The organism is Saccharothrix sp. NBAS 001 (genome assembly GCF_056640475.1).
Genome location: NZ_CM153251.1, coordinates 6,210,715 through 6,232,508, shown reverse-complemented (window position 1 = coordinate 6,232,508; position 21,794 = coordinate 6,210,715). Strand labels below are relative to the sequence as shown.

At 72.5% G+C, this 21,794-nt stretch carries 24 protein-coding genes; 18 read left to right on the top strand and 6 right to left on the bottom strand.

Features of this window, described 5'->3' with window-relative positions; all coding sequences use genetic code 11:
• Window positions 1-76: 76 nt before the first annotated feature.
• From AC0HI0_RS26570 to AC0HI0_RS26560, 3 genes are read right to left on the bottom strand one after another with little or no spacing between them, the layout of a single operon-like run.
• Window positions 77-760: an HAD family hydrolase gene (locus AC0HI0_RS26570; RefSeq protein ID WP_480926224.1), complete on the bottom strand. Its 684-nt coding sequence runs from the start codon at window positions 758-760 to the stop codon at window positions 77-79.
• On the bottom strand, window positions 757-1,440 hold the full coding sequence (locus tag AC0HI0_RS26565) for a DUF8017 domain-containing protein (protein ID WP_480926223.1): 684 nt from the start codon (window positions 1,438-1,440) through the stop codon (window positions 757-759). The genes AC0HI0_RS26570 and AC0HI0_RS26565 overlap by 4 nt, the downstream gene beginning before the upstream one ends.
• Before the next feature lie 4 nt (window positions 1,441-1,444).
• Window positions 1,445-2,476: a DUF8017 domain-containing protein gene (locus AC0HI0_RS26560; protein WP_480926222.1), complete on the bottom strand. Its 1,032-nt coding sequence runs from the start codon at window positions 2,474-2,476 to the stop codon at window positions 1,445-1,447.
• Between the two features lie 128 nt (window positions 2,477-2,604).
• Here AC0HI0_RS26560 and AC0HI0_RS26555 point away from each other — a divergent pair, with 128 nt between their 5' ends.
• Window positions 2,605-3,663 carry a YhgE/Pip domain-containing protein gene (locus tag AC0HI0_RS26555; RefSeq protein WP_480926221.1) on the top strand — a complete coding sequence of 353 codons (1,059 nt, stop codon included), beginning with the start codon at window positions 2,605-2,607 and terminating at the stop codon, window positions 3,661-3,663.
• Here the strand turns inward: AC0HI0_RS26555 and AC0HI0_RS26550 are convergent.
• A complete protein-coding gene (locus tag AC0HI0_RS26550; protein WP_480926220.1) occupies window positions 3,559-3,966 on the bottom strand; it encodes a YjbQ family protein in 408 nt (135 codons plus the stop codon). The genes AC0HI0_RS26555 and AC0HI0_RS26550 overlap by 105 nt on opposite strands.
• 88 nt (window positions 3,967-4,054) lie before the next feature.
• On the opposite strand from AC0HI0_RS26550, the gene AC0HI0_RS26545 reads away from it, so the two are divergent.
• The 4 genes from AC0HI0_RS26545 to AC0HI0_RS26530 all read left to right on the top strand — a co-directional run bounded on the left by AC0HI0_RS26545 (window position 4,055) and on the right by AC0HI0_RS26530 (window position 7,569).
• Entirely contained in the window at window positions 4,055-4,831 is a 777-nt protein-coding gene (locus AC0HI0_RS26545) for an SDR family NAD(P)-dependent oxidoreductase (protein ID WP_480926219.1), read from the top strand.
• A 42-nt stretch (window positions 4,832-4,873) separates the two neighbouring features.
• Window positions 4,874-5,350, top strand: a complete 477-nt coding sequence (locus AC0HI0_RS26540) for a DUF4442 domain-containing protein (protein ID WP_480926218.1) — start codon at window positions 4,874-4,876, stop codon at window positions 5,348-5,350.
• Window positions 5,351-5,412: 62 nt separating this feature from the next.
• A complete protein-coding gene (locus AC0HI0_RS26535; protein WP_480926217.1) occupies window positions 5,413-6,423 on the top strand; it encodes an aminotransferase class V-fold PLP-dependent enzyme in 1,011 nt (336 codons plus the stop codon).
• Window positions 6,424-7,272: 849 nt separating this feature from the next.
• Window positions 7,273-7,569 (top strand): hypothetical protein, encoded by a 297-nt coding sequence (locus AC0HI0_RS26530; protein WP_480926216.1) that lies wholly within the window; start codon window positions 7,273-7,275, stop codon window positions 7,567-7,569.
• 340 nt (window positions 7,570-7,909) lie between these two features.
• Here AC0HI0_RS26530 and AC0HI0_RS26525 read toward each other — a convergent pair whose 3' ends face one another.
• Window positions 7,910-8,290 carry a ferritin-like domain-containing protein gene (locus AC0HI0_RS26525; protein WP_480934396.1) on the bottom strand — a complete coding sequence of 127 codons (381 nt, stop codon included), beginning with the start codon at window positions 8,288-8,290 and terminating at the stop codon, window positions 7,910-7,912.
• Window positions 8,291-8,349: 59 nt separating this feature from the next.
• Window positions 8,350-8,799: a hypothetical protein gene (locus tag AC0HI0_RS26520; RefSeq protein ID WP_480926215.1), complete on the bottom strand. Its 450-nt coding sequence runs from the start codon at window positions 8,797-8,799 to the stop codon at window positions 8,350-8,352.
• Window positions 8,800-8,942: 143 nt separating this feature from the next.
• On the opposite strand from AC0HI0_RS26520, the gene rimP reads away from it, so the two are divergent.
• The 13 genes from rimP to AC0HI0_RS26455 all read left to right on the top strand — a co-directional run bounded on the left by rimP (window position 8,943) and on the right by AC0HI0_RS26455 (window position 21,785).
• The gene (gene rimP, locus AC0HI0_RS26515) at window positions 8,943-9,467 is read left to right on the top strand and encodes a ribosome maturation factor RimP (protein WP_480926214.1); all 525 of its coding nucleotides are present in this window, start codon (window positions 8,943-8,945) and stop codon (window positions 9,465-9,467) included.
• Complete coding sequence (gene nusA / locus AC0HI0_RS26510) at window positions 9,464-10,486, top strand: transcription termination factor NusA (RefSeq protein ID WP_480926213.1); 1,023 nt, start codon at window positions 9,464-9,466, stop codon at window positions 10,484-10,486. Before rimP ends, nusA begins: the two co-directional genes overlap by 4 nt.
• A 22-nt stretch (window positions 10,487-10,508) precedes the next feature.
• Window positions 10,509-10,853 carry a YlxR family protein gene (locus tag AC0HI0_RS26505; protein ID WP_480926212.1) on the top strand — a complete coding sequence of 115 codons (345 nt, stop codon included), beginning with the start codon at window positions 10,509-10,511 and terminating at the stop codon, window positions 10,851-10,853.
• Between the two features lie 86 nt (window positions 10,854-10,939).
• Window positions 10,940-14,086, top strand: coding sequence for a translation initiation factor IF-2 (infB, locus tag AC0HI0_RS26500; protein ID WP_480926211.1), 3,147 nt, complete (start codon window positions 10,940-10,942; stop codon window positions 14,084-14,086).
• Between the two features lie 66 nt (window positions 14,087-14,152).
• Window positions 14,153-14,449 (top strand): DUF503 domain-containing protein, encoded by a 297-nt coding sequence (locus AC0HI0_RS26495; RefSeq protein ID WP_041315031.1) that lies wholly within the window; start codon window positions 14,153-14,155, stop codon window positions 14,447-14,449.
• Between the two features lie 42 nt (window positions 14,450-14,491).
• Window positions 14,492-14,941 carry a 30S ribosome-binding factor RbfA gene (gene rbfA, locus AC0HI0_RS26490; protein ID WP_480926210.1) on the top strand — a complete coding sequence of 150 codons (450 nt, stop codon included), beginning with the start codon at window positions 14,492-14,494 and terminating at the stop codon, window positions 14,939-14,941.
• A 10-nt stretch (window positions 14,942-14,951) separates the two neighbouring features.
• On the top strand, window positions 14,952-15,935 hold the full coding sequence (locus tag AC0HI0_RS26485; RefSeq protein ID WP_480926209.1) for a DHH family phosphoesterase: 984 nt from the start codon (window positions 14,952-14,954) through the stop codon (window positions 15,933-15,935).
• A 180-nt stretch (window positions 15,936-16,115) separates the two neighbouring features.
• Window positions 16,116-17,414, top strand: a complete 1,299-nt coding sequence (locus AC0HI0_RS26480) for an MATE family efflux transporter (RefSeq protein ID WP_480926208.1) — start codon at window positions 16,116-16,118, stop codon at window positions 17,412-17,414.
• Window positions 17,415-17,496: 82 nt separating this feature from the next.
• The gene (locus tag AC0HI0_RS26475; protein WP_480926207.1) at window positions 17,497-18,816 is read left to right on the top strand and encodes an MFS transporter; all 1,320 of its coding nucleotides are present in this window, start codon (window positions 17,497-17,499) and stop codon (window positions 18,814-18,816) included.
• Between the two features lie 11 nt (window positions 18,817-18,827).
• The gene (truB, locus tag AC0HI0_RS26470; protein WP_480926206.1) at window positions 18,828-19,724 is read left to right on the top strand and encodes a tRNA pseudouridine(55) synthase TruB; all 897 of its coding nucleotides are present in this window, start codon (window positions 18,828-18,830) and stop codon (window positions 19,722-19,724) included.
• Between the two features lie 95 nt (window positions 19,725-19,819).
• Window positions 19,820-20,188 carry a hypothetical protein gene (locus AC0HI0_RS26465; protein ID WP_480926205.1) on the top strand — a complete coding sequence of 123 codons (369 nt, stop codon included), beginning with the start codon at window positions 19,820-19,822 and terminating at the stop codon, window positions 20,186-20,188.
• A gap of 79 nt (window positions 20,189-20,267) precedes the next feature.
• Complete coding sequence (locus tag AC0HI0_RS26460; protein ID WP_480926204.1) at window positions 20,268-21,206, top strand: bifunctional riboflavin kinase/FAD synthetase; 939 nt, start codon at window positions 20,268-20,270, stop codon at window positions 21,204-21,206.
• 93 nt (window positions 21,207-21,299) lie between these two features.
• Window positions 21,300-21,785 carry a helix-turn-helix domain-containing protein gene (locus AC0HI0_RS26455; RefSeq protein ID WP_480934395.1) on the top strand — a complete coding sequence of 162 codons (486 nt, stop codon included), beginning with the start codon at window positions 21,300-21,302 and terminating at the stop codon, window positions 21,783-21,785.
• Window positions 21,786-21,794: the final 9 nt, after the last annotated feature.

The window sequence follows — 21,794 nt, the reverse complement described above, 5'->3', positions numbered from 1 at the left end:
CCGACCTGGGTCGGGGCCCCGCTTTCGTTGTGGGGCACGGGTTCGCGGCGAGCGGGTTCCGGGGAACCGGTCGTGCTCAGCGGTCCAGGACCGCCTTGAGGACGGCCGGGGTGTCGGACAGGTCCTCCAGCACGACGTGCGCCCCGGCGTCGAGGAGGTCCGCAGCGGTGCTGCGCCCGGTGGCCACGCCGATCGCGAACGCGTCGTGGTGCAGCGCGGCGTCCACGTCGTGCGGGGTGTCGCCGATGACGACGGCGGAGAAGTCCTTGCCGTGCTTGGCCGACGCGAGCCGCATGGCTTCCAGCACGAGTTCCGGCCGGTGCTCGGAGACCGTGCCGTAGCCGCCGATCTCGAAGTCGACGTGCCGGTCCAGGTCGAACGCGGCGAGCTTGAACCGGGCGATCTCCACCAGGTTGCCGGTGACCAGCGACTGCACCACGTCCTCCTGCCGTGCCAAGGCTTCCAGCGCCGCAGCGGCACCGGGCAGCGCGCGACCGTGCGCGGGCAGCCCGGTGTGCTCCCGCGTCGCCACGTCGATCAGCTCGGCGTGCAGCCGGGAGATCAGCTCCTCGGTCGGCTCCAGGTCGTGCGACAGCAGCAGTTCCCGGGTGATCGCGCGCTCGGTCCGGCCCGGGAAGCTGGGCACGTGCACGAGGTCCAGCCCGGCCACGGCGTGCAGCGCGGTGCGGTACCAGGCGTGGCCCAGGCCCCGCGCGTCGATCAGGGTGAGGTCGATGTCCCACAGCACCAAGGTGTTCACAGCAGTCGCACGCTCTCCATGATCCGTTTCACGTCGTCCTCGCCGGGGCCTTCCGCGACGTGCGGGCCGCCCTCCGCGACGTTGAGCACCAGCACGGCCACCTTCGACCCGTTGGCGATGGCGTACGCCCGGACCGTCGCCTTGGGCGCGAAGCACGGGTTCACCGCGCTGGGCGTCACCTCGACGGCGGCCTCGGTGTGCTCGCCGACGCCGCGCACCTCGGGCTGACCGAGCTTGGGTTTCCTGCCGTCCACGGTGTAGCTGGAGCGGGCGAGTTCGACCACCGCCGCCTCGGCGACGTCGGGCACCTCGCCGGTCGCGGAACCGGACGCCACCATCGCCTGGATCATGTTGCGGCCCTGGCAGTCGAACGGCCGCGACACGAGGGCCTTGGTCAGCCGGACCCCGCCGACCGCACCGCCCGCGCTCGCCTCCCAGGACGGCGGCACCTCGTAGCGCAGGCCGGCCTGGGTGTCCTCGACCACGGGCCAGTCGGCCTTCGCGGTGGTGGTCGTGGCGGTGGTGGGCGCGGGTGCGGCTTCGCCGCCGGTGAGCAGCACGGCGGCCGTCCCGCCGCCGACGACCGCGAGCACGCCGGCCACGGCGAGCGCGATCCACAGCGGGCGGCGGTTCGGCGGTTTCGGCTGCTGCTGGTAGACGCCGAGTCCGGTGTAGCCCACCCGGTCAGCCCGCCAGCTGCTTCACGGAGTCGACCGAGGTCTGCAGGTCGGCCTCGGTCGGTGCCTTCGGCTCGGCCGGGCCGCCTTCCAGGTCGGCGTTGGCCATGAACACGTGCAGGCCGGTGGAACCCTTGAACACCAACACCTTCACCATGCCCTTGGTGGCCAGGCAGTCGCTGCCGGTGGTGGTGATGGTGGCGTCGACCTGCACGCCCTCGCTCTCGCCCTTGGCGCCGGGGACCTTCACCGGCTTGGGCTCGCCGAGCTTGACGTCGATCGACTTGCCCGAGCTGTAGTACTGGGTGCCGAGCTTCTGGGCGAAGTCCTTGGCCACGGCGGTCGGGTCGCCCTGCGGCACGACCACGCCGCCGGTGCTGCCCCGGTTGTAGCGCGCGCCGCCGCAGTCGTAGTTGCCGTAGACGGCGATGCCGGTGAGCTTGACGTCCTTCATGCCGTTGACGGGTGCCGAGGTGGTGCTCGGGGCCCACGCCTTGGGCACGTCGTAGCTGTAGGACAGGCTGTCCACCACCAGGCAGTTCCAGTCGGCCTTGCCCGCCTTGCAGGTCTTGTTCTCGGTGCCGGCCTTGGACGTGGTGGTCGTGGACGGCTTTTGCGCGGTGGTCGTCGGGACCGGCGCGGAGGTGGTCGACGCGGTCTGCGAGCCGTCGTCGCGGGTGAGCAGGAACGCGGTGAGCCCACCGCCGACCAGCAGCAGCACGACCACGCCGACGACGATCCACACGGTGGCGTTGCTCTTCTTCGGGGGCGGGCCCTCGCCGCCGGAGAACACGCCCAGGCCGCCGTAGCCGCCGCCGTAGTTCTGCTGCCCGTACTGGCCGTGTTCGGGCTGCCCGTACTGGGGTTGGTGGTACGGCGGTTGGCCGTACTGGGGCTGCCCGTACTGCGGTTGGCCTTGTTGGGGTTGGCCTTGTTGGGGCTGACCGTACTGCTGGGGGTTGGCCGGGTGCTGCTGACCCCAGTCGCCCTGTCCGGGCTGGCCACCCCAGCCGCTCTGCCCGTCACCTGGGTGCGTCACGGCCAAACCGTACCGCGCCGGTTCGGCGGCGAGAGGGCCGGCGAGAAATTCAGCACGCGTTGACTTGTGGCGGGTCGGATCGTAGTCTCGCAATTCAACTGGTGATGAAAAAGTGTCTGGAGGCAACCATGGCCACACCGCAGGACCGGCCCGCCGCCGTCGCGGTGGCCGCCGCCGTCGTCGGTGCGCTGGTCGCGCTGGTTCTGGGGCTGCTCACGTTCGGGGTGCAGGCGACGGTCCACCCCCGGGAGGTGCCGCTCGCGGTCGCGGTCGGGCCGGACGCACCGCCACCGTTGCGCGCGGTGGCCGACAAGCTGGCCGGGACGTCGTCGGCGGAGGTGGTGTGGCGGGTCGCCACACCGGAGGCGGCGCGGGAGCTGTTGGCCGCGCAGGACGTCTACGGCGTGCTCGAACTCGCGCCCGGCGCGGCGTCGATCGTGCTGTCCGGTGCGGTGAACCCGTCCGGCACGCAGGTGGCGCAGCAGGTGCTGGCGGGGGTGGCGCAGGGCGCGGGGCTGCCGGCGGAGGTGGTCACGCTCAACCCGGCGTCGGCGGCCGGGCGGACGGCGCCGCTGGCCGCGAGCGCGTTGCTGTGGGTGGCCGGGCTGGTGGCGGGGGCGGCGTTCACCCGGCTCGTGCGCCGGGCCGGGGTGTGGCCGCGACTGCTGGGGGCGGCCGGTGCGGTGGTGCTCGGGGTGGGCGTGGTCGCCGGGTTGTTCGCGCTGTGGGACTCGGGCCTGCCGTCGGGTTGGGGCGTGCTGGGCTACCTCGGGCTGGTGGCGGCGGCGTTCGTCCTGGTGCAGGCGGCGTTGTTGCGGGTGCTGGGGTTGCGGGCGATGGCCGTGCTGGGGCCGCTGTACCTGATGGCTCCGGCGGTGGCGGGGCAGGTGCCCGAGTTGCTGGATCCGGTCTACCGGGCGCTGTTGTGGTCCTGGACGCCGTTCCGGTTCTCGACGGAGGGGTTGCGCGCGCTGTTGCAGGGCGGGGCCTTGGACGCGGCGCAGGTGTGGGTGTTCGTCGGGATGGCGGTGGTCGGGTTGATCGGGGTGGTGCTGCCGGGCAGGTCCGGGAAGGCGGGGGCGTCAGGAGGAGAGGAAGCTCAGGCGGACCTTGCGGACGGGGTTGTCGACGTTGGTGTCGACCAGGCAGATCGACTGCCAGGTGCCCAGCGCCAGCACGCCTCCTAGCACCGGGATCGTCGCGAACGGCGGCATCAGCGCGGGCAGCACGTGGTCACGGCCGTGGCCCGGCGTCCCGTGCCGGTGCCGCCAGCGGTCGTCGCGGGGCAGCAGGTGCTCCAGCGCGGCCAGCAGGTCGTCGTCGCTGCCCGCGCCGGTCTCCAGCACGGCCAGGCCGGCGGTGGCGTGGGGCACCCACACGTGCAGCAGGCCGTCGCCGTCGACGCCGCTGAGGAACTGCTCGCAGGTGCGGGTCAGGTCGTGGACCACCTCGTCGGTGCCGGTGCGGATCTCGACTTCTTCGCTGCGCATGGCCGGCGATTCTAGGCGGGTTCGGGTGGGTTGTCCGGGCTCGAAAACGACGTGCCGGCGCGTGCGGTGATCAGGGAGGATCCGGGCTGTGCCACACACCGCCATCGTGACCGGGGCGAACCAGGGGATCGGCGCGGCGACCGCGCGGGCACTGGCCGCCCAGGGCGTCTCCGTGCTGATCACGTTCCTGCGTTACGCGCCGACGCCGGACCCGAGCCTGCCCGCCGAGTACTTCAGCGCCCGGGAGACGGGCGCGGACTCGGTGGTCGAGGCCATCGCGGAGGCCGGCGGCCGGGCGCACGCCGTGGAGGTCGACCTGACCGACGTGAACGCGCCGGCGCTGCTGTTCGACACCGCGCAGCGGTTGTTCGGGCCGGTCGACGTGCTGGTCAACAACGCGTCGGGGTGGGTGCAGGACACGTTCCTGGCCAACGAGACCGACCAGTTCGGACGGGTCCAGCGGGCGGTGGTGCCGCAGACGTTCGACGCGCAGTTCGCGGTGGACGCGCGGGCGGGTGCGTTGCTGATCGCGGAGTTCGCGCGGCGGCACCTGGCGCGCGGCGGCAACTGGGGGCGGATCGTCGCGATGACGTCGGGCTCGCCCGAGGGATTTCCCGGAGAGGTTTCCTACGGGGCGGCCAAAGCGGCGTTGAACAGCTACACGTTGTCGGCGGCGGCGGAACTGTGGGCGCACGGGGTTACCGCGAACGTGGTCAAACCGGGGGTCACGGACACGGGGTGGGTGTCGGAGGCCGTCCGGGCGGAGTTCCCGGTGGCGTTGCCCGAAGAGGTGGCGTCGGTGGTGGCGTTCCTGTGCTCGGAGGCGGGCGGGCGTGTGACGGGCAACATCCTGTCGCTGCGCTGAGGTGGGGCGGAATGCGGGTTACTCACGGGTAACATGCCTGGTATGAAGGCTTCTCGTCTGCGGCGGGGCATGAACCTGTGGCCGCCGTTCCTGTTCGCCGGCATCCGGGTCGTGGAGTTGTCCGACGACTACCGGTACGCGAAGGTGCGGATGCGCCTGCGGTGGTTCAACCGGAACTACGTCGGCACGCACTTCGGCGGCTCGCTGTTCGCGATGACCGACCCGTTCTGGATGTTGATGGTCCTGCGGCACCTGGGCCGCGAGCACGTCGTGTGGGACCGGGCGGGCGAGATCGAGTTCGTGCGACCGGGGCGCGGGACGGTGTACGCGGAGTTCCGCCTCGCGGACGAGCACGTGGAGGACCTGCGGGCGCAGGCGGCCGGCGGCGGGAAGGCGCTGCGGTGGTTCCCGGTGGACGTGGTGGCCGAGGACGGAACCGTGGTGGCCCGGGTTCGCAAGCAGGTTTACGCGCGCCTCAAGGCCGGTTCGCCGGACGAACGGGCGTCTGTCGGGGGTTGAGGGCTGGGAATCGTCGGGAAAGGTGTGGACGTGGGCCGGGCCGGCGAGTAGTGATGTGAGCCATGCGGACTGCCTTCGGCTCCACGTTCGACCCGCCGCTCGGCTACCTGAACACGGCGAGCATCGGGGTGCCGCCGGCACCCGTGGCCGCGCAGGTGGCCGCCGCTGTCGCGCGCTGGGGTTCCGGGGCCGACGGGCCCGACGCCGTCGACACCGCCGTGGCGGTCGCCCGGGAGGCGTTCGGGCGGCTGGTCGGCGTGCCGGCGGACCGGGTGGCCAGTGGGGCCTCGGTGGGGCAGATGGTGGCGATGGTGGCCGCCTCGCTGCCGGCCGGGGCACGGGTGCTGGTCGCCGAAGGGGACTTCACGTCGTTGACGTTCCCGTTCGCGGCGCGCGGGTTGGAGGTCACCGAGGTGCCGCTGGAATCGGTGCCGGCGGTCGCGGCCGAGTACGACCTGGTGGCGGTGAGCGTGGTGCAGTCGGCGGACGGGCGGATCGTCGACCTGGCGGGGTTGCGCGCCGCCGGGGTGCCGGTGCTGCTGGACGCCTCGCAGGCGGTGGGGTGGCTGCCGTTGGCGCTGGACTGGGCGGACTGGGTGGTGGCGGCCGGGTACAAGTGGCTGATGTCGCCGCGCGGGTGCGCCTGGTTGGCGTGCTCGCCGCGCGGGGTGGCGTCGGCGGTGCCGGTGGCCGCCAACTGGTGGGCCGGGGAGAACCCGTGGACCTCGGTGTACGGGCTGCCGTTGCGGCTGGCGTCGGACGCGCGTCGGCTGGACATCTCGCCGGTGTGGTTGTCGCAGTTCGGGGCGGCTGCGGCGGTGCCGTACGTGGCGTCGCTGGACCTGGCTGCGGTGCGCGACCACAACGTGGGGTTGGCCGACTCGGTGTTGACGGGGTTGGGGTTGGCGGCGCGGGGGTCGGCGATCGTGTCGTTGGAGTTGTCGGAGGCTGCTGCGGGGAGGTTGGCTCGGGCGGGCGTGCGGTCGTCTGTTCGTGCAGGTCGGGTGCGGTTGGGGTTCCACCTGTACAACACGGTGGAGGACGTGGATCTTGTGCTCGGAGCGCTTCAGTAGGCGGCGTCCGTTACGGTGACTGTTTGTGTCTGTACCTCCTGAATCACCTGAAGAGGTGACGCAGCGGTTACCCCGCATCTCGGGTCCGCCGGTTGGGGCGGCCGGTGGGTCGGCCGGTGGGCCGGTGCCTGGTGGCGGTGTCGGCGGCGTGCCCGGAAGTGCCGGCGGAGGTGGTTCCGCGGGCGGGTTCCCGGGTGGTGTGCCGGGGGTGCCTGGAGGGGTTCCGGGTGGTCCCGCGGGTGCTGCTACGCCTGGGAGTGGGTTTGCTGCGCCCGGGGGTGGGTCTGCTACGCCTGGGAGTGGGTTTGCCGCGCCCGGGGGCGGGTTCGCTGCGCCGGGGGTGGGTTTGCTGCGCCTGGGCCTGCGGATACCGCGCGGTTCGGGCGGTCGGACATGGGGCAGCTCGACTCGTTGCTGGAAACCGGGCCTGGGACTCCTGCGGGTGGGTGGCAGGGCAGCGGGCCGGGTGGTGGGCAGGGAGGTCGGCCGGGGGGTGGGCCGGGAGGCCGGTCTGGGAGTGGGCGGGGCGGTGGGCCTGGGAGTGGGCCTGGGAGTTCGCGGCGAGGGTGGTTGCTGAAAGGGGCCGGGCTGCTCGGGGTGGCTGTTGTTTCCGGGCTGATCTGGTTGGTCGTGATGCCTAAGGAGACGCCGGTTTCGTCTCCGCCTGGTACTACGTCCGCGAGCGCGGGGGAGTTCACGTTCGTGCGGTCGCCGCAGGTGCCTGAGGCGTTGAAGGACAGTCAGTGCGCGTCCCATGCGTATGGGGAGACGAAGACGTTCCTCACGTCGACGCCGTGTCAGCAGTTGACCCGTGGGTTGTTCACGACGACTACCCCGGACGGGCGAACTGTGTACACGTCCGTGTCGGTGGTGCGGATGAAGACGTTGGCGGATGCCACCCAGTTGAAGGACCTGACCAGTCGGGACGGGACGGGGAACGTCAACGACCTGGTGAAGGACGGGGCTGTGCAGGTGGCCGGGTTGCGGTCGCTGGGGTCCGGTGGGTTCGCGGCTCGGCAGCAGGAGCGCGACGTGATCATCATCGAGTCGGACACGGTGCAGCACGGGGCCGATGAGGCGGCGCACAACGCGTTGATGAAGAAGGTGTCCAACGACGCGTTCCGGTTGGTCGGTGAGTTGGTGTAGCGGGATTGAGGTTTGGTGTTGGGAAGGCTCTGGGGGGATTTGGGGGTTTAGGGGGCTTTGGGCTTTGGGGGCTTTAGAGGGCTTTGGGGGCTTGGGCTTTTAGGGATTTAAGAGCGGCGCTCGCCGCTGGGCAGGCCGCCGGGGGAGGAAGGGCCGTCGTGTTCTCCCCGTATGGCCTGGTCGGGAGACAACCACCCTTTGCCAGGGTGTGCAAGCGAAGGGCGTGCTTGCACACCCTGGCAAAGCGCGGTTCGCTGCGCGCAGGCCATACGGGGAGAACACGACTCGGGGGGGAGTGTGTGTTTAGGTGGTTTCTGGGTGTTTTGGTGGTGGGTTTGGTTTAGCCCACGGCGGTGCCTGGTAGTGGGACTGCTGTGGGGGTTATTCCTGCTGTTTTGCGCCAGCGGGTTGCGCGGATTGTCGATTGGGTCAGGGCGTCCAGGGCCGATTTTCGTTGGGCCTGGTCGTCTGTTCTTTCCAGTACGCCGCGCCAGGCTGCGCAGGCGTCTGTTTCCACGGCTATGAGCGCGGCTGTCGCGGAGGCGGCGCTGTCCACCGGTTGGGGTGGCAGGTAGGCCGGGGCCGGTGGGCGGGGTTGGGCTCCGGCGTCGCGCAGGGCTCGTTCGGTGGTGTCGCGGCGGGCTCGGTGGGCGTTCGCGCCTTCTGCCACGGCCGGGGCCTGTTGGTCGATGAACGCGCTGACCAGGCCGTAGGTCCACACTGCGGCGTGTTCTGCCGCCAAGGCTTCCTGGAGGGCGTCCACGCCGGTGTTGCTCTGGTTCACGCCAGCGCCTCCAGCAGGCCCGCGCAGCCCGCCGACACGGACGCCAGCAGGCCCGCCCGGTGGGTCGGGACCGTCACGGCCAGTTCCGCCGCTTGCTTCTGCGCCGTCTGCAAACTGGTGACCAGGGCCTCTCTCGTCGGGTTCGCCGGGGGTGTCGGTGGGGTCGACGTGCTCGTCGGCTGCGTGGTGGACGTGCCGGGGACCTTCGGGGTTGCCCGGTCCACCTCGGCCTGGAGCTTGTCCGCGTGCTGGGTTCTCGCGGCCGCCGTCTCCGCCGCGCCCAGGGCGGTGGCCAGCGCGGCGTCGGCTCTCGCCGCCCGCACCAGGTCCGCCAGCGGGTCGGGTGGGGGCGGTGCGGGCGGGGGTGTGGTGCACGCTACTGCGAGGGGCGCGGTGGTGGCCGCCACCAGGAGTGCGCGCCTGCTGAGCGCCGTTCTTCCGATCACGGAATCCGATCCTGCCAGAGCGCCGGTGATCGGCTTGTCGCGTGCGGGGTCTCCGGGAGGAGATAGTCTGGGCGACCAACGGCCGGCGAGTGCAGCGTCGGCCGGGGTTGCCGTGCCCTTCTGCACCTGAAAGGAGTCACCACGTGTCCAGCCCGCCGCGCGGAGAACTCGCCGCGCAGCTAGCACCCGTCGTGCGGGAAGCGGTGGAGGCCATCGGCTTCGACCTCGAAACGCTCGACGTGAACCAGGCTGGGCGTCGCAGGCTGGTGAAGGTGGTCGTGGACGGCGACGACGGGATCGGGCTCGACGAGGTCGCCCAGGCCAGTCGTGTCGTGTCCGCCGCGCTCGACGCGAACGAGCACCTGATCGCAGGCCCGTACACGCTTGAAGTCACCTCGCCCGGCGCCGACCGGCCGCTCACCCGGCCCCGCCACTGGCGGCGCGCCCGGCTGCGGCTGGTGAAGGTCAAGCAGCCCGACAAGGTCGAGTGGTTCGGCCGGGTCGGGGCCGCCGACGACGACGGCGTCACGCTGTTGGTCCAGGGCGTGCTCACGCGCGTGGAGTACCGCTCGATCGAGCGGGCCGTGGTCGAGATCGAGTTCAAGCAGCCGCCCGTCGAGGAGTTGGCGCTCCTGGAGGGTTCTAGTACGAAGGAGGAGTCGGAGTGAACGTCGACATCGCCGCACTGCGGGCGATCGAACGGGACAAGGACATCCCCTTCGACACCGTTCTGGAAGCCATCGAGACCGCACTGCTCACCGCCTACAAGCACACCGACGGCCACCACCCGCACTCGCGCGTCGAGATCGACCGCAAGACCGGCGTGGTCCGGGTGCTGGCCCAGGAGCTGGGGCCCGACGGCGCCGTCACCGAGGAGTGGGACGACACGCCGGAGGGGTTCGGCCGCATCGCCGCGACCACCGCGCGCCAGGTCATCCTCCAGCGCCTGCGCGACGCCGAGCACGAGCGCACGTTCGGCGAGTTCTCCGCCAAGGAGGGCGAGATCATCGGCGGCGTGGTGCAGCGGGACGCCCGCGCCAACGCCCGGGGCATGGTCGTCGTCCAGATCGGCGACACCGAGGGCGTCCTCCCGCCGGCCGAGCAGGTGCCGGGCGAGTCGTACGAGCACGGTTCGCGGATCAAGTGCTACGTCGTCGGTGTGTCGCGCGGCTCGCGCGGTCCGCAGATCACCTTGTCGCGCACCCACCCGAACCTCGTGCGCAAGTTGTTCGCGCTGGAGGTCCCGGAGATCGCCGACGGCACGGTGGAGATCCCCGCCGTGGCACGTGAGGCAGGTCACCGTTCCAAGATCGCGGTCCGGTCGACGGTGTCCGGGGTGAACGCCAAGGGTGCCTGCATCGGGCCCATGGGCGCACGTGTGCGCAACGTCATGAGCGAGCTGGCCGGCGAGAAGATCGACATCATCGACCACTCGGACGACCCGGCCACGTTCGTCGGGAATGCCTTGTCACCGGCCAAGGTTGTCTCCGTGCGGGTGCTCGACGAGCGGGCCAAGACGGCGCGCGTCGTGGTGCCGGACTTCCAGCTCTCCCTCGCCATCGGCAAGGAGGGCCAGAACGCCCGGCTGGCCGCGCGGCTGACCGGCTGGCGCATCGACATCCGCAGCGACGCCGACGCCGGGGGGTCCGCGCCCGCAGGCGCGGCGACATCCGGTTCGGCTGATTGAGCGGCAGGGGATAGACTTCCCAGTGGTTCGACGTCGGGGATCGGTTTTCACGCACAACGGCCCGGTACGCACGTGCATCGGATGCCGCGCTCGGACGTTGCCCTCCGAGTTGCTGCGCGTGGTGGTCGTGGACGGGGCCGTGGTCCCGGACACTCGCCGAAGGCTGCCCGGTCGGGGTGCTTGGCTGCACCCCGACGAAGGTTGCCTCCGCGACGCCGAGAAGCGAAGGGCGTTCCCCAGGGCCTTCCGGGTCCAGGGGGCGCTCGACGTGGAACGGGTCCGCGGACACCTCGGACAGCAGGGGAAACAGGTCGTGGGATCGCCTCACGACCCGCAGGAAGCAAGGAAGCAGGTCGACCCGTCATGAGTCAGCCGTGAAGCTGAAGACATGAACGCGCGACGTTAAGACGAGGTCGACGGGACTGCCGCCGGCCTCATCACCAGAGGAGTGCAGTGGCAGGCAAGGCCCGCGTGCACGAGCTCGCGAAAGAGCTCGGTGTCACGAGTAAGGAACTGTTGACGAAGCTCGCCGACCAGGGCGAGTACGTGAAGTCCGCGTCCAGCACCGTCGAGGCACCCGTTGCCCGGCGGCTCCGTGACGCCTACGCGTCGAAGTCCGACGCCAAGTCCAAGTCGTCCGGCGCCCGTCCGGCGCCCCCCAAGCCCGCCTCGCCCGCTCCGGCCGGCGACGCGAAGTCCGACGCCCGTCCGGCCGCCCCGGTGGGCAAGCCCGGCCCGCGTCCGGTGCCCGGCCCCAAGCCGGTCGCGCCGAAGCCCGCCGCACCGGCACCCGCGCCGAAGGCCCCGGCTCCGGTCGCCCCCGCGGCTTCCGCACCCGCCGCTCCGGCAGCTCCCGCTCCGGCGGCGGCCTCGTCCGCTCCGGCCTCCTCCCCGGCGTCGGCTCCGGCCCCGCAGGGTCAGGGGCAGGGTGGCCAGGGGCAGGGCGGTCAGGGTCAAGGCGGCCAGGGGCAGGGTGGCCAGCAGGGCGGTCGGCCGTCCGGGCCTCGTCCCGGGCCGCGCGCGCCCCAGCAGCAGCCCGCCGCGGCGCAGCACAGCCCGTCGGTGGTGCCGCCCCGTCCGCAGGCCCCCAAGCCCGCCGGCGCGCGTCCGCCGCGTCCGGGCAACAACCCGTTCGGTGTCGGTGGCGGCGCTCCCGCGCCTCGTCCGCAGGCCCCTCGTCCGCAGGCTCCCGGCGGCGGTGACCGTCCCGAGCGCGGCGGCGACCGCGGTGGCTCGCCCAAGCCCGGCGACCCGCGTCCGGCCGGTCCGCGTCCCGGTGGTTCCGCCGGTTCCGGCGGCCCGCGTCCCAACCCCGGCAACATGCCGCCTCGGCCCAACCCGGGCATGATGCCCGGCCGTCCGGCCGGTCCCCGGCCCGGTGGCGGCGGTGGCGGCGGTGGCCGTCCCGGCGGCGGTCCCGGCGGTGGCGGTCGCGGTCCTGGTGGCGGCGGCGGTCGTCCCGGTGGCGGTGGCGGCGGCGGTGGCTTCCGCGGCGGTCCCGGTGGTGGCGGCGGTGGCGGTGGCGGTGGCTTCCGCGGCGGTCCCGGTGGTGGCGGCGGCGGTGGTGGCGGTGGCGGTTTCCGCCCCGGTGGCGGCGGCGGTGCCCCGGCCGGTGGCGGTGGCTTCCGCGGTGGCGGCGGTCGTCCCGGTGGCGGTGGCCCCGGCGGTCGCGGTGGCGCGGCCGGCGCGTTCGGCCGTCCTGGTGGTCCGGCGCGTCGTGGACGCAAGTCCAAGCGCCAGAAGCGCCAGGAGTACATGGACAACATGCAGGCCCCGTCGGTCGGTGGCGTCCGCCTGCCCAAGGGCAGCGGCGAGACCATCCGGCTGCCGCGCGGCGCCTCGCTGACCGACTTCGCCGACAAGATCAACGCCAACCCGGCTTCGCTGGTGCAGGTGCTGTTCCACCTCGGCGAGATGGTCACCGCGACGCAGTCGGTGTCCGACGAGATCCTGGAGCTGCTCGGCTCCGAGATGAACTACGTCGTGCAGGTCGTGTCCCCCGAGGAGGAGGACCGCGAGCTGCTGGAGACCTTCGACATCACCTACGGCGAGGACGCGGGCGACGAGACGGATCTCCAGATCCGGCCGCCGGTCGTGACCGTCATGGGTCACGTCGACCACGGTAAGACGCGCCTGTTGGACACGATCCGCAAGGCGAAGGTCGCCGAGGGCGAAGCGGGCGGCATCACCCAGCACATCGGCGCCTACCAGGTGCGGACCGAGCTGGAGGGCAACGAGCGCCTGATCACCTTCATCGACACCCCGGGCCACGAGGCGTTCACCGCCATGCGTGCCCGTGGCGCGAACTCGACCGACATCGCGGTCATCGTGGTGGCGGCCGACGACGGCGTGATGCCGCAGACGGTGGAGGCGATCAACCACGCCCAGGCGGCCAACGCGCCGATCGTGGTCGCGGTCAACAAGATCGACAAGGAGGGGGCCAACCCCGCCAAGATCCGCCAGCAGCTCACCGAGTACGGGCTGGTCGCCGAGGAGTACGGCGGCGACACGATGTTCGTGGACATCTCGGCGAAGCAGGGCATCAACATCGACGGCCTGCTGGAGGCGATCCTGCTGACCGCCGACGCCTCGCTGGACCTGCGGGCCAACCCGGCCATGGAGGCCCAGGGCGTCGCGATCGAAGCGCACCTGGACCGCGGTCGCGGCCCGGTGGCCACGGTGCTGGTGCAGCGCGGCACGCTGCGGGTCGGCGACTCGATCGTCGCCGGCGACGCGTACGGCCGCGTCCGCCGCATGGTGGACGAGCACGGCGACGACGTCACCGAGGCGACCCCGTCGCGCCCGGTGCAGGTCATCGGTCTGACCTCGGTGCCCGGCGCGGGCGACTCGTTCCTCGTCGTGGACGAGGACCGGGTGGCCCGGCAGATCGCCGAGCGCCGCCAGGCCCGCACCCGCAACGCGCTGAACGCGGCGCGCCGCAAGCGGGTCAGCCTGGAGGACCTGGACGCCGCGCTGAAGGAGACCAGCCAGCTCACCTTGATCATCAAGGGCGACAACTCCGGTACCGTCGAGGCACTGGAAGACGCGCTGATGAAGATCGAGGTCGGCGACGACGTCGAGCTGCGGGTCATCCACCGGGGCGTCGGCTCGATCACCGAGGGCGACATCAACCTGGCCGTCGCCGGTAGCGCGATCGTCCTGGGCTTCAACGTCCGGGCCGAGGGCAAGGCGACCGAACTCGCGAACCGCGAGGGCGTGGACGTCCGCTACTACACGGTCATCTACCAGGCGATCGACGAGATCGAGCAGGCCCTCAAGGGCATGCTCAAGCCGGAGTACGAAGAGGTCCAGCTGGGCCGCGCGGAGGTCCGCGAGGTCTTCAAGTCCTCCAAGGTCGGCACGATCGCGGGTTGCATGGTCCTGTCGGGCGAGATCCGCCGCAACGCGCGGGCCCGGCTGCTGCGCGACAACAACGTGGTCCAGGAGAACCTGCCGATCAGCTCGCTGCGGCGGTTCAAGGACGACGCGACCGAGGTCCGCGAGGGCTTCGAGTGCGGTCTGACGCTCGGCAACTACGGCGACCTGAAGGTCGGCGACGTCATCGAGACGTTCGAGATGCGCGAGAAGCCGCGCGCCTGATCGTCTTCGGACACCGGGGGCCGTCGCTTCGGCGGCGGCCCCCTCTTACCCCCGTGGTGATGACCTTTGTACGTGGGTGCCCTGGAGTTGGACGTGCTGCTGGGTGACGTCCACTCGCTGAAGCAGAAGCGGTCCGTGGTGAAGCCGGTCGTGGCCGAACTGCGGCGCAGGTTCGAGGTGTCGGTGGCCGAGGCCGGGCACCTGGACCTGCACCGCCGCGCGCTGATCGGAGTGGCGGCGGTGGCCGCCGACGCCGAGCATGTCAGGGACGTGCTGGCCGCGTGCGAGCGGCTGGTGGCCGGACGTCCCGAACTGGAACTGCTCTCCGCCCGCCACCGACTGGTGGGGCCGGAGGACGACTGAGCCGCCGTTCGCGGCGGCTGTGCACATGGAGGAGGGAGCGCCGTGGCCGACCAGGCTCGGGCGCGCAAGCTGGCCAAGCGGATCTCGCAGATCGTGGCCTCCGCGCTGGAACACGAGGTGAAGGACCCGCGGTTGGCGCGGGTGACGATCACCGACACGCGGGTCACCGGCGACCTGCACGACGCGACGGTCTACTACACCGTGCTCGGCGAGAAGCTGGACGTCGAACCGGACTTCGCGGGTGCCGCCGCGGCGCTGGAGAAGGCCAAGGGCGTGCTGCGCACGATGGTGGGGCAGCAGACCGGGGTCCGGTTCACGCCGACCCTGGCGTTCGTCACCGACACCGTGCCGGACGAGGCGCGCCGGATGGACGAACTGCTGGCCCGCGCCCGCGAGGCGGACGCCGAGGTGGCGCGGATCGCGCACGGTGCCGAACCCGCGGGCGAGCCGGACCCGTACAAGCCGCCGCGTGAAACCGAGGAATCCGACTAGCGTTCTCACCGTGTACCTCGACCTGAGCGTCCCGCTGGAGTCCGCCGCCGACGTCCTGCGCGCCGCGTCCGACGTGACCTTGCTGGCCCACGTGAACCCGGACGCGGACGCGCTGGGCAGCGCGTTGGCGCTGGGCCTGGTGCTGCACCGGCTCGGCAAGGTGGTGCGGGTGTCGTTCGGCGCGCCGGAGGCGGTGCCGGAGACGTTGCGGGACCTGGACGTGGCCGGCCTGCTGGTGCCCGCGTCGGCGGTGCCCGCCGCGCCCGAGGTGCTGGTGGCGCTGGACGCCGGGTCGGTGGGGCGGCTGGGCCCGCTGGCCGACCGGGTGTCGACGGCCGGCGCGGTGGTCGTGCTGGACCACCACGTGTCCAACCCCGGCTTCGGGACCGTGAACGTGATCGACCCCGCCGCCGAGGCGACCGCGCTGGTCGTGCTGCGGCTGCTGGACGTGCTGGGCGTCGAGCTGGACGAACCGGTGGCCCGCTGCGTCTACGCGGGCCTGGTGACCGACACCCGGTCGTTCCGGCACGCGAGCGCGGCCACCCACCAGGTGGCGGCCCGGTTGCTGGAGGCCGGGGTGGACGCCGAGGCGGTCGCCCGGCCGCTGATGGACTCTCACCCGTTCGGGTATCTCGGGATGTTGGCGAAGGTGCTGGCGCGCGCCGAGCTGGAACCGGGCGCGGCCGGCGGGCGCGGGTTCGTCCACACCTCGGTGACCTTGGCCGACGCCGCCGGGTTGCGCCCGGAGGAGGTCGAGAGCGTGGTCGACCTGGTGCGCACGACCGCCGAGGCGGAGGTGGCGGCGGTGTTCAAGGAGCTGCGGCCGTCGGCGTGGTCGGTGTCGCTGCGCGCGGTGAGCGCCGTGGACGTGCGCGAGGTCGCCCAGCTGCTCGGCGGCGGCGGGCACCGGCTGGCGGCCGGGTTCACCGCCGAGGGCGACGTGGCGGACGTGCTGGCCCGGCTGCGCGCGGCGCTGGAGACCGTCGCCGGCTGATCCCGCCCTCCGGGAATCGTCGGTGGTGCCTGGGACAATGGCATCGGGGGCCGGAGGCCACCGACCGCGCGCCGTGAGGTCCCGGCCTTGAGCCGCCGGATTGTCGGTGCCCCGTGCGAGAGTGGACCCCGGGTTGAGCCGAACGGCCGAGGGCCGTTCGCCGGAGGGGTCGGGGGAGTCGTGGAGGAGCGGGTGCCCGCGCGGCGGGTGATCGGGTTGGCCGCGCCTGCCCTCGGGGTGTTGGCGGCCGAGCCGCTCTACGTGCTGGTGGACACGGCCGTGGTGGGCCACCTGGGCGCGTTGCCGCTGGCCGGGCTCGCGGTCGGCGGCGTGCTGTTCACCCAGGTCGCGACCCAGCTGACGTTCCTGTCCTACGGCACGACGGCGCGCGCGTCCCGGCTGTTCGGCGCGGACCGGCGCGGGGACGCGGTCCAGGAGGGCGTGCAGGCGACGTGGCTGGCGCTGGTCGTCGGCGTGCTGCTGATCGGGCTGGGGCAGCTGGTGGCGGGGCCCGCGGCCGCGCTGCTGGCCGGCGACGAGGTGTCCGGGCAGGCCGTGGGGTGGCTGCGGATCGCCCTGTTCGGCGCGCCGTTCGTGCTGGTCACGATGGCCGGCAACGGGTGGATGCGGGGCGTGCAGGACACCGTCCGGCCGCTGCGGTACGTGTTGGTGGGCAACGGTCTGTCGGCGGTGCTGTGCCCGGTGCTGGTCTACGGCGCGGGGTGGGGGCTGGAGGGCAGCGCGGTCGCGAACGTGGTCGCGCAGGTCGTGTCGGCCGGGTTCTTCTTCCGGGCGCTGGTCGTCGAGCGGGTGCCCTTGCGGCCCCGGCCGAAGTTGATGCGCGCGCAGCTGACCCTCGGGCGTGACCTGGTGGTGCGCAGCCTGGCGTTCCAGGCGTGCTTCCTCTCGGCCGCGTCGGTCGCCGCGCGCACGTCGGTGGGCGCGGTCGGCGCGCACCAGATCGTGTTGCAGCTGTGGACGTTCCTGGCGCTCGTGCTGGACTCGCTGGCGATCGCGGCGCAGGCCATCGTCGGGCAGGCGCTGGGCGCGCACCGGCCCGAGCAGGCCAAGAGGTTCGCCTGGCAGGTCACCGGGTACGGGCTGGTGTTCGGCGTGGTGCTGGGGGCGCTGTTCGCCGCGCTGGCGGGGGTGATCCCGCCGCTGTTCACCTCGGACCCGGCGGTGCTGGGCGAGGTGCCGCACGCGTGGTGGTTCTTCGTGGCGCTGCAACCGATCGCCGGGGTGGTGTTCGCGCTGGACGGGGTGCTGCTCGGCGCGGGCGACGCCGGGTTCCTGCGCACCGCGACGCTGCTGTCGGCGGGCATCGGGTTCCTGCCGCTGATCTGGGCGTCCCACGCCTACGGGTGGGGGCTGGTCGGCATCTGGACCGGGCTGTCCGCGTTCATGGTGCTGCGCCTGGTCACGCTGCTCGTGCGGGCGCGTTCGGGCAGGTGGGCGCGGGTGGGGGTGGTGTGGTGAGGGGCACTGCCAGGAATTGTTAACAGAGGGCAAGTGTTCCCGATAGACGGAGTGCCGCCGCAGGAACACGAGGAGCTTTGCCGTGCCGGTCGATCGTGCCACCAGACAGGCGTGGCTGATCTGGTCAACCGCCGTCGTCGTCTACGTCGCCGCCCTCTTCCACCGCACCTCGCTCGGCGTCGCCGGGCTCGAAGCCGCCGACCGGTTCCACGTCGGACCCGCCGCGCTCAGCACGTTCACCGTGCTCCAGATCGGCCTCTACGCCCTGATGCAGATCCCCACCGGCCTGCTGGTCGACCGGTTCGGCGCACGCCGGGTGCTGGTCGCCGCCGCGCTGCTGATGGGCGTCGGGCAGTTGATGTTCGCGCTGGCCTCCTCCTACCCGCTCGGCCTCGGCGCGCGGGCCGTGCTCGGCGTCGGCGACGCGATGACGTGGGTCAGCGTCCTGCGGCTGGCCGCCGCGCACTTCCCGCCGCGCCGGTTCACCGTCGTGATGTCGCTGTCCGCCGCGCTCGGCGGCGCGGGCAACCTGGTCGCCACCGTCCCGCTGACGCTGCTGCTGGCGAGCACCGGCTGGACGGCCACCTTCCTGATCGCGGGCCTGGCCACGGCCGCCTACTCGGCCGTCGTCGCGTGGCGGGTCCGCGAGGTGCCGCACGGCGTCGTCCAGCCGCCGGTCGAGCCGGTGCCGCTGCGGACGGTGGCCAAGCGCGTGGTCGCGGCGTGGTCCGTGCCCGGCACGCGGCTGGGTTTCTGGGTGCACTTCGCCTCGATGTCCACGCCCGCGATGCTCGGCCTGCTGTGGGGCTTCCCCTACCTGGTGGAGGCGCAGGGCCTGAGCCGGCCCGACGCGTCGGCGGTGCTCAGCGTGCTGGTCGTGGTGGGGATCGTGGCCGGGCCGCTGATCGGCGCGGTGATCGCGCGCAAGCCGGAGTGGCGGATGCCGATCGTCGGCTGGTACCTCGGCGCGGCGCTGGTCGGGTGGGCCGTGCTGCTGGCCTGGCCCGGCGGCGTGCTGCCGACCGGCGTGCTCGCGGTCGTGTTCGGCGTGCTCGCGGTGGGCGGTCCGACCTCCGGCGTGGCGTTCGCCCTGGTGCGCGACTACAACCCGCTGCACCGGGTGTCGACGGCCACGGGGGTGGCCAACGTGGGCGGGTTCGCCGCGATCACGTTCACCGCGTTCGCGGTCGGCGTGGTGCTGGACCTGGTGGCGGGTCTGCCGGTCGCCCAGGCGTACCGGATCGCTTTCCTGACCGTGGTTTCCGTGCTCGTGCTGGGTGTGTGGCGGACCGCCGTGTGGTGGCGCCGGGCGCGGGCCGAGGTGTTCGCGGCGGAGGAGCGCGGGGAGCAGGTGCCGGTGCAGTTGCGTCGCCGGCGTTGGGACGTTCTGGCCGAGGCTTAGGATGTGCGGTCGTGTCCGCATCATCTTCCGCTGTGCAGCCAGGTCTGGTCGTCGTCGACAAGCCGGACGGCATGACGTCCCACGACGTGGTGGCCAAGGTCCGCCGCATCCTCGGCACCCGCAAGGTCGGGCACGCGGGCACCCTCGACCCGATGGCGACCGGTGTCCTCGTGCTGGGCGTCGAGCGGGCCACCAAGCTGCTGGGCCACCTGGCGCTGGACAGCAAGGCCTACCTCTCCACGATCCGGCTGGGCTCGGCCACCACGACCGACGACGCCGAGGGCGAGGTGCTGTCCACTTCGGACGCCTCGGCGGTCGAGGAGTCCGCGATCCGGGCCGGCGTGGCCAGGCTGACCGGTCCGATCCAGCAGGTGCCCAGCGCGGTCAGCGCGGTGAAGATCGACGGCAAGCGGGCGTACGCGCGGGTGCGCGCCGGCGAGTCGGTGGAGATCCCGGCGCGGCCGGTGACCGTGCACCGGTTCGACGTGCTGTCCGTGCGGCGCGAGGGCGCGGCGACGGAGCTGGACGTGATGGTCGAGTGCTCCTCGGGCACCTACGTCCGGGCGCTGGCCCGCGACCTGGGCGCGGACCTGGGCGTGGGCGGCCACCTGGCGGCCCTGCGCCGGACCCGGGTGGGCCCGTTCGACCTGCGGGTCGCGCGCACGCTCGCGCAGCTGGAGGAGTCCCCGGGGCTGTCGCTGGACCTGGACGAGGCCGTGGCGAAGGCGTTCCCGCGCCGGGAGATCGCGCCGCGCGAGGCGGTCGCGCTCTCGCACGGGCAGCGCCTGGCGGCGGGCGGGTTCGAGGGCACGTACGGCGTGTTCGGCCCGGACGGCCACGTGGTCGCCCTGGCCAAGGACGAGGGTTCGATCGCGAAGCCGTTGGTGGTGCTGACCCCGGCCGGCTGACCGGATCGCCGAGGTTCGCACGAACGGGTGATCGCGGGACAGGAGCCGCCGACGGAGGTACCCACACCGCCGCTGCCGCGCCTACCGTGGCCCGCATGGCGAGATGGGTGTGGCCGACCGTCGGCGGCGTGGTCACGTCGGCGACCGGCGTCGTGATCAACCTGGCCACCGACCAGGGGGCCAACCCGTGGACGTGGGCCGCCGTGCTCCTGCTCACCGCGGTGGGCGTGGGCGTCGGCGTGGCCGCGCAGCGCGCCGATACCGCGCCCGACATCGGCGACGTGCGCAACACCATCACCGGGACCGTCTACGGCAGCGCCGTGCAGGCCCGCACGCTGGGCGCGGTCACGCTCAACTCCGGCTCGGCGAGCGGCGGCTCGACGATCAGCCAGTCCGCGACCGCCCACGAGGGCAGCACCATCCACCAGGCCGGCCGCGACATCCGCCACGACCGGGGGCGGTGACCGCCGGCCGTCCCGGCGAAAGCCGCGACCGCCGACGCCGGCCGGCTCCCGCGCCGGCCGCACCCGTAGGCTGCTCCCCGTGCAACGGTGGCGAGGGCTGGACCACCTGCCCGGCGGGTGGGGTCGGTGCGTGGTGACGATCGGCGTGTTCGACGGGGTGCACCGGGGCCACCAGGCGCTGGTCGGACGAGCCGTCGAACTGGCCGCGGAGAAGGGCGTCCCGTCGGTCCTGATGACCTTCGACCCGCACCCGTCCGAGGTGGTGCGGCCCGGCAGCCACCCCGCGCAGCTGACCAGCCTGCGCCGGCGGGCCGAGTTGGTCGAGCGGCTCGGCGTGGACGTGTTCTGCGTGGTCCCGTTCACCGTCGAGGTCTCGCGGATGCCGGCGGCCGAGTTCGTGCACGAGATCCTGGTCGACCGGCTGCACGTCGCGTCGGTCGTGGTGGGGCAGAACTTCACGTTCGGCAGCAAGGCGGTGGGCAACGTGGACCTGCTGCGCGCGCTGGGGCAGCGCTTCGGGTTCGGGACCGAGGGGGCGGATCTGGTGACCGACGACGGGGTCACGTACTCGTCGACCTACATCCGGGCGTGCATCGACGCCGGCGACGTGAAGGCCGCCGCCCAGGCGCTCGGCCGCCCGCACCGGCTCGAAGGGATCGTCGTGCGCGGCGACGGGCGCGGCAAGGAACTCGGGTTCCCCACCGCGAACCTGTCCACCACGCGCTTCGCCGCGGTGCCCGCCGACGGCGTGTACGCCTGCTGGTTCATCCATTCGAGCGGACGCCGGTTGCGGGCCGCGGTCTCGGTCGGCACGAACCCGACGTTCTCCGGCCGCGAGCGCCGGGTGGAGGCCCACGTGCTCGACGTGGACGAGGACTTCTACGGCCAGCGGGTGGCGCTGGACTTCGTGGAACGCCTGCGCGCCATGGAGCGCTACGACACCGTCGAGGCGTTGCTGGACCAGATGCACAAGGACGTCGCGGAAACGCGCGACATCCTCCCGGAGGCCGCTGCGTGACGCGTTGAACCACCTGGGTGGATCCGGACATACGTCCGCCACTTACCTGGCAAGATGCCTGTCACGTCCAAGCCGGTCAGGGGAGAGGCGAAGGTGGAGGACCACAAGATCGTCCAGCGCAATCTCGCGTTGCAGCGAGAGTGGTACGGAGAGCCCCTGGGGGACCGGGTGCGCCGGCTGGTGGTGGCCTTCAACGTGTCCCAGGCGCAGCTCGCGGACGTGCTCGGGATCAGCGCGCCGATGCTCAGCCAGGTGATGAGCGGCCGGCGCGCGAAGATCGGCAACCCGTCCGTGCTGGCCCGGATGATCATGCTGGAGCGCAAGGTCCTCACCCCGGACGTGGCGACCGGCGCGCCCGAGGCGCTGCAACGCGCGCTGGACGAGGTGCGCGACTCCAAGCCCACGGTGAGCCGCGACTCGCTGCCGGTCAACGGGACCGACGACGAGGCCGCGGTGTTCCCGTTCCTGCGCCGCATCGCCGACCGCCGCGAACTGTCCCAGGCGGCCGACATGCTCGGCGACGACTTCCCGGCGCTGGCCGACCTGCTGCGCCGCGCGGGCAAGGGCCGCGACTCCTGAGGCTGTTCA

What these genes read in the sequence shown, in the direction of transcription:
- AC0HI0_RS26550 (WP_480926220.1), bottom strand. Translation starts at nt 3,966, where the DNA reads ATGCGCAGCGAAGAAGTCGAGATCCGCACCGGCACCGACGAGGTGGTC.
- AC0HI0_RS26540 (WP_480926218.1), top strand. Translation starts at nt 4,874, where the DNA reads ATGAAGGCTTCTCGTCTGCGGCGGGGCATGAACCTGTGGCCGCCGTTC.
- AC0HI0_RS26555 (WP_480926221.1), top strand. Translation starts at nt 2,605, where the DNA reads ATGGCCACACCGCAGGACCGGCCCGCCGCCGTCGCGGTGGCCGCCGCC.
- AC0HI0_RS26465 (WP_480926205.1), top strand. Translation starts at nt 19,820, where the DNA reads ATGGCGAGATGGGTGTGGCCGACCGTCGGCGGCGTGGTCACGTCGGCG.
- AC0HI0_RS26535 (WP_480926217.1), top strand. Translation starts at nt 5,413, where the DNA reads ATGCGGACTGCCTTCGGCTCCACGTTCGACCCGCCGCTCGGCTACCTG.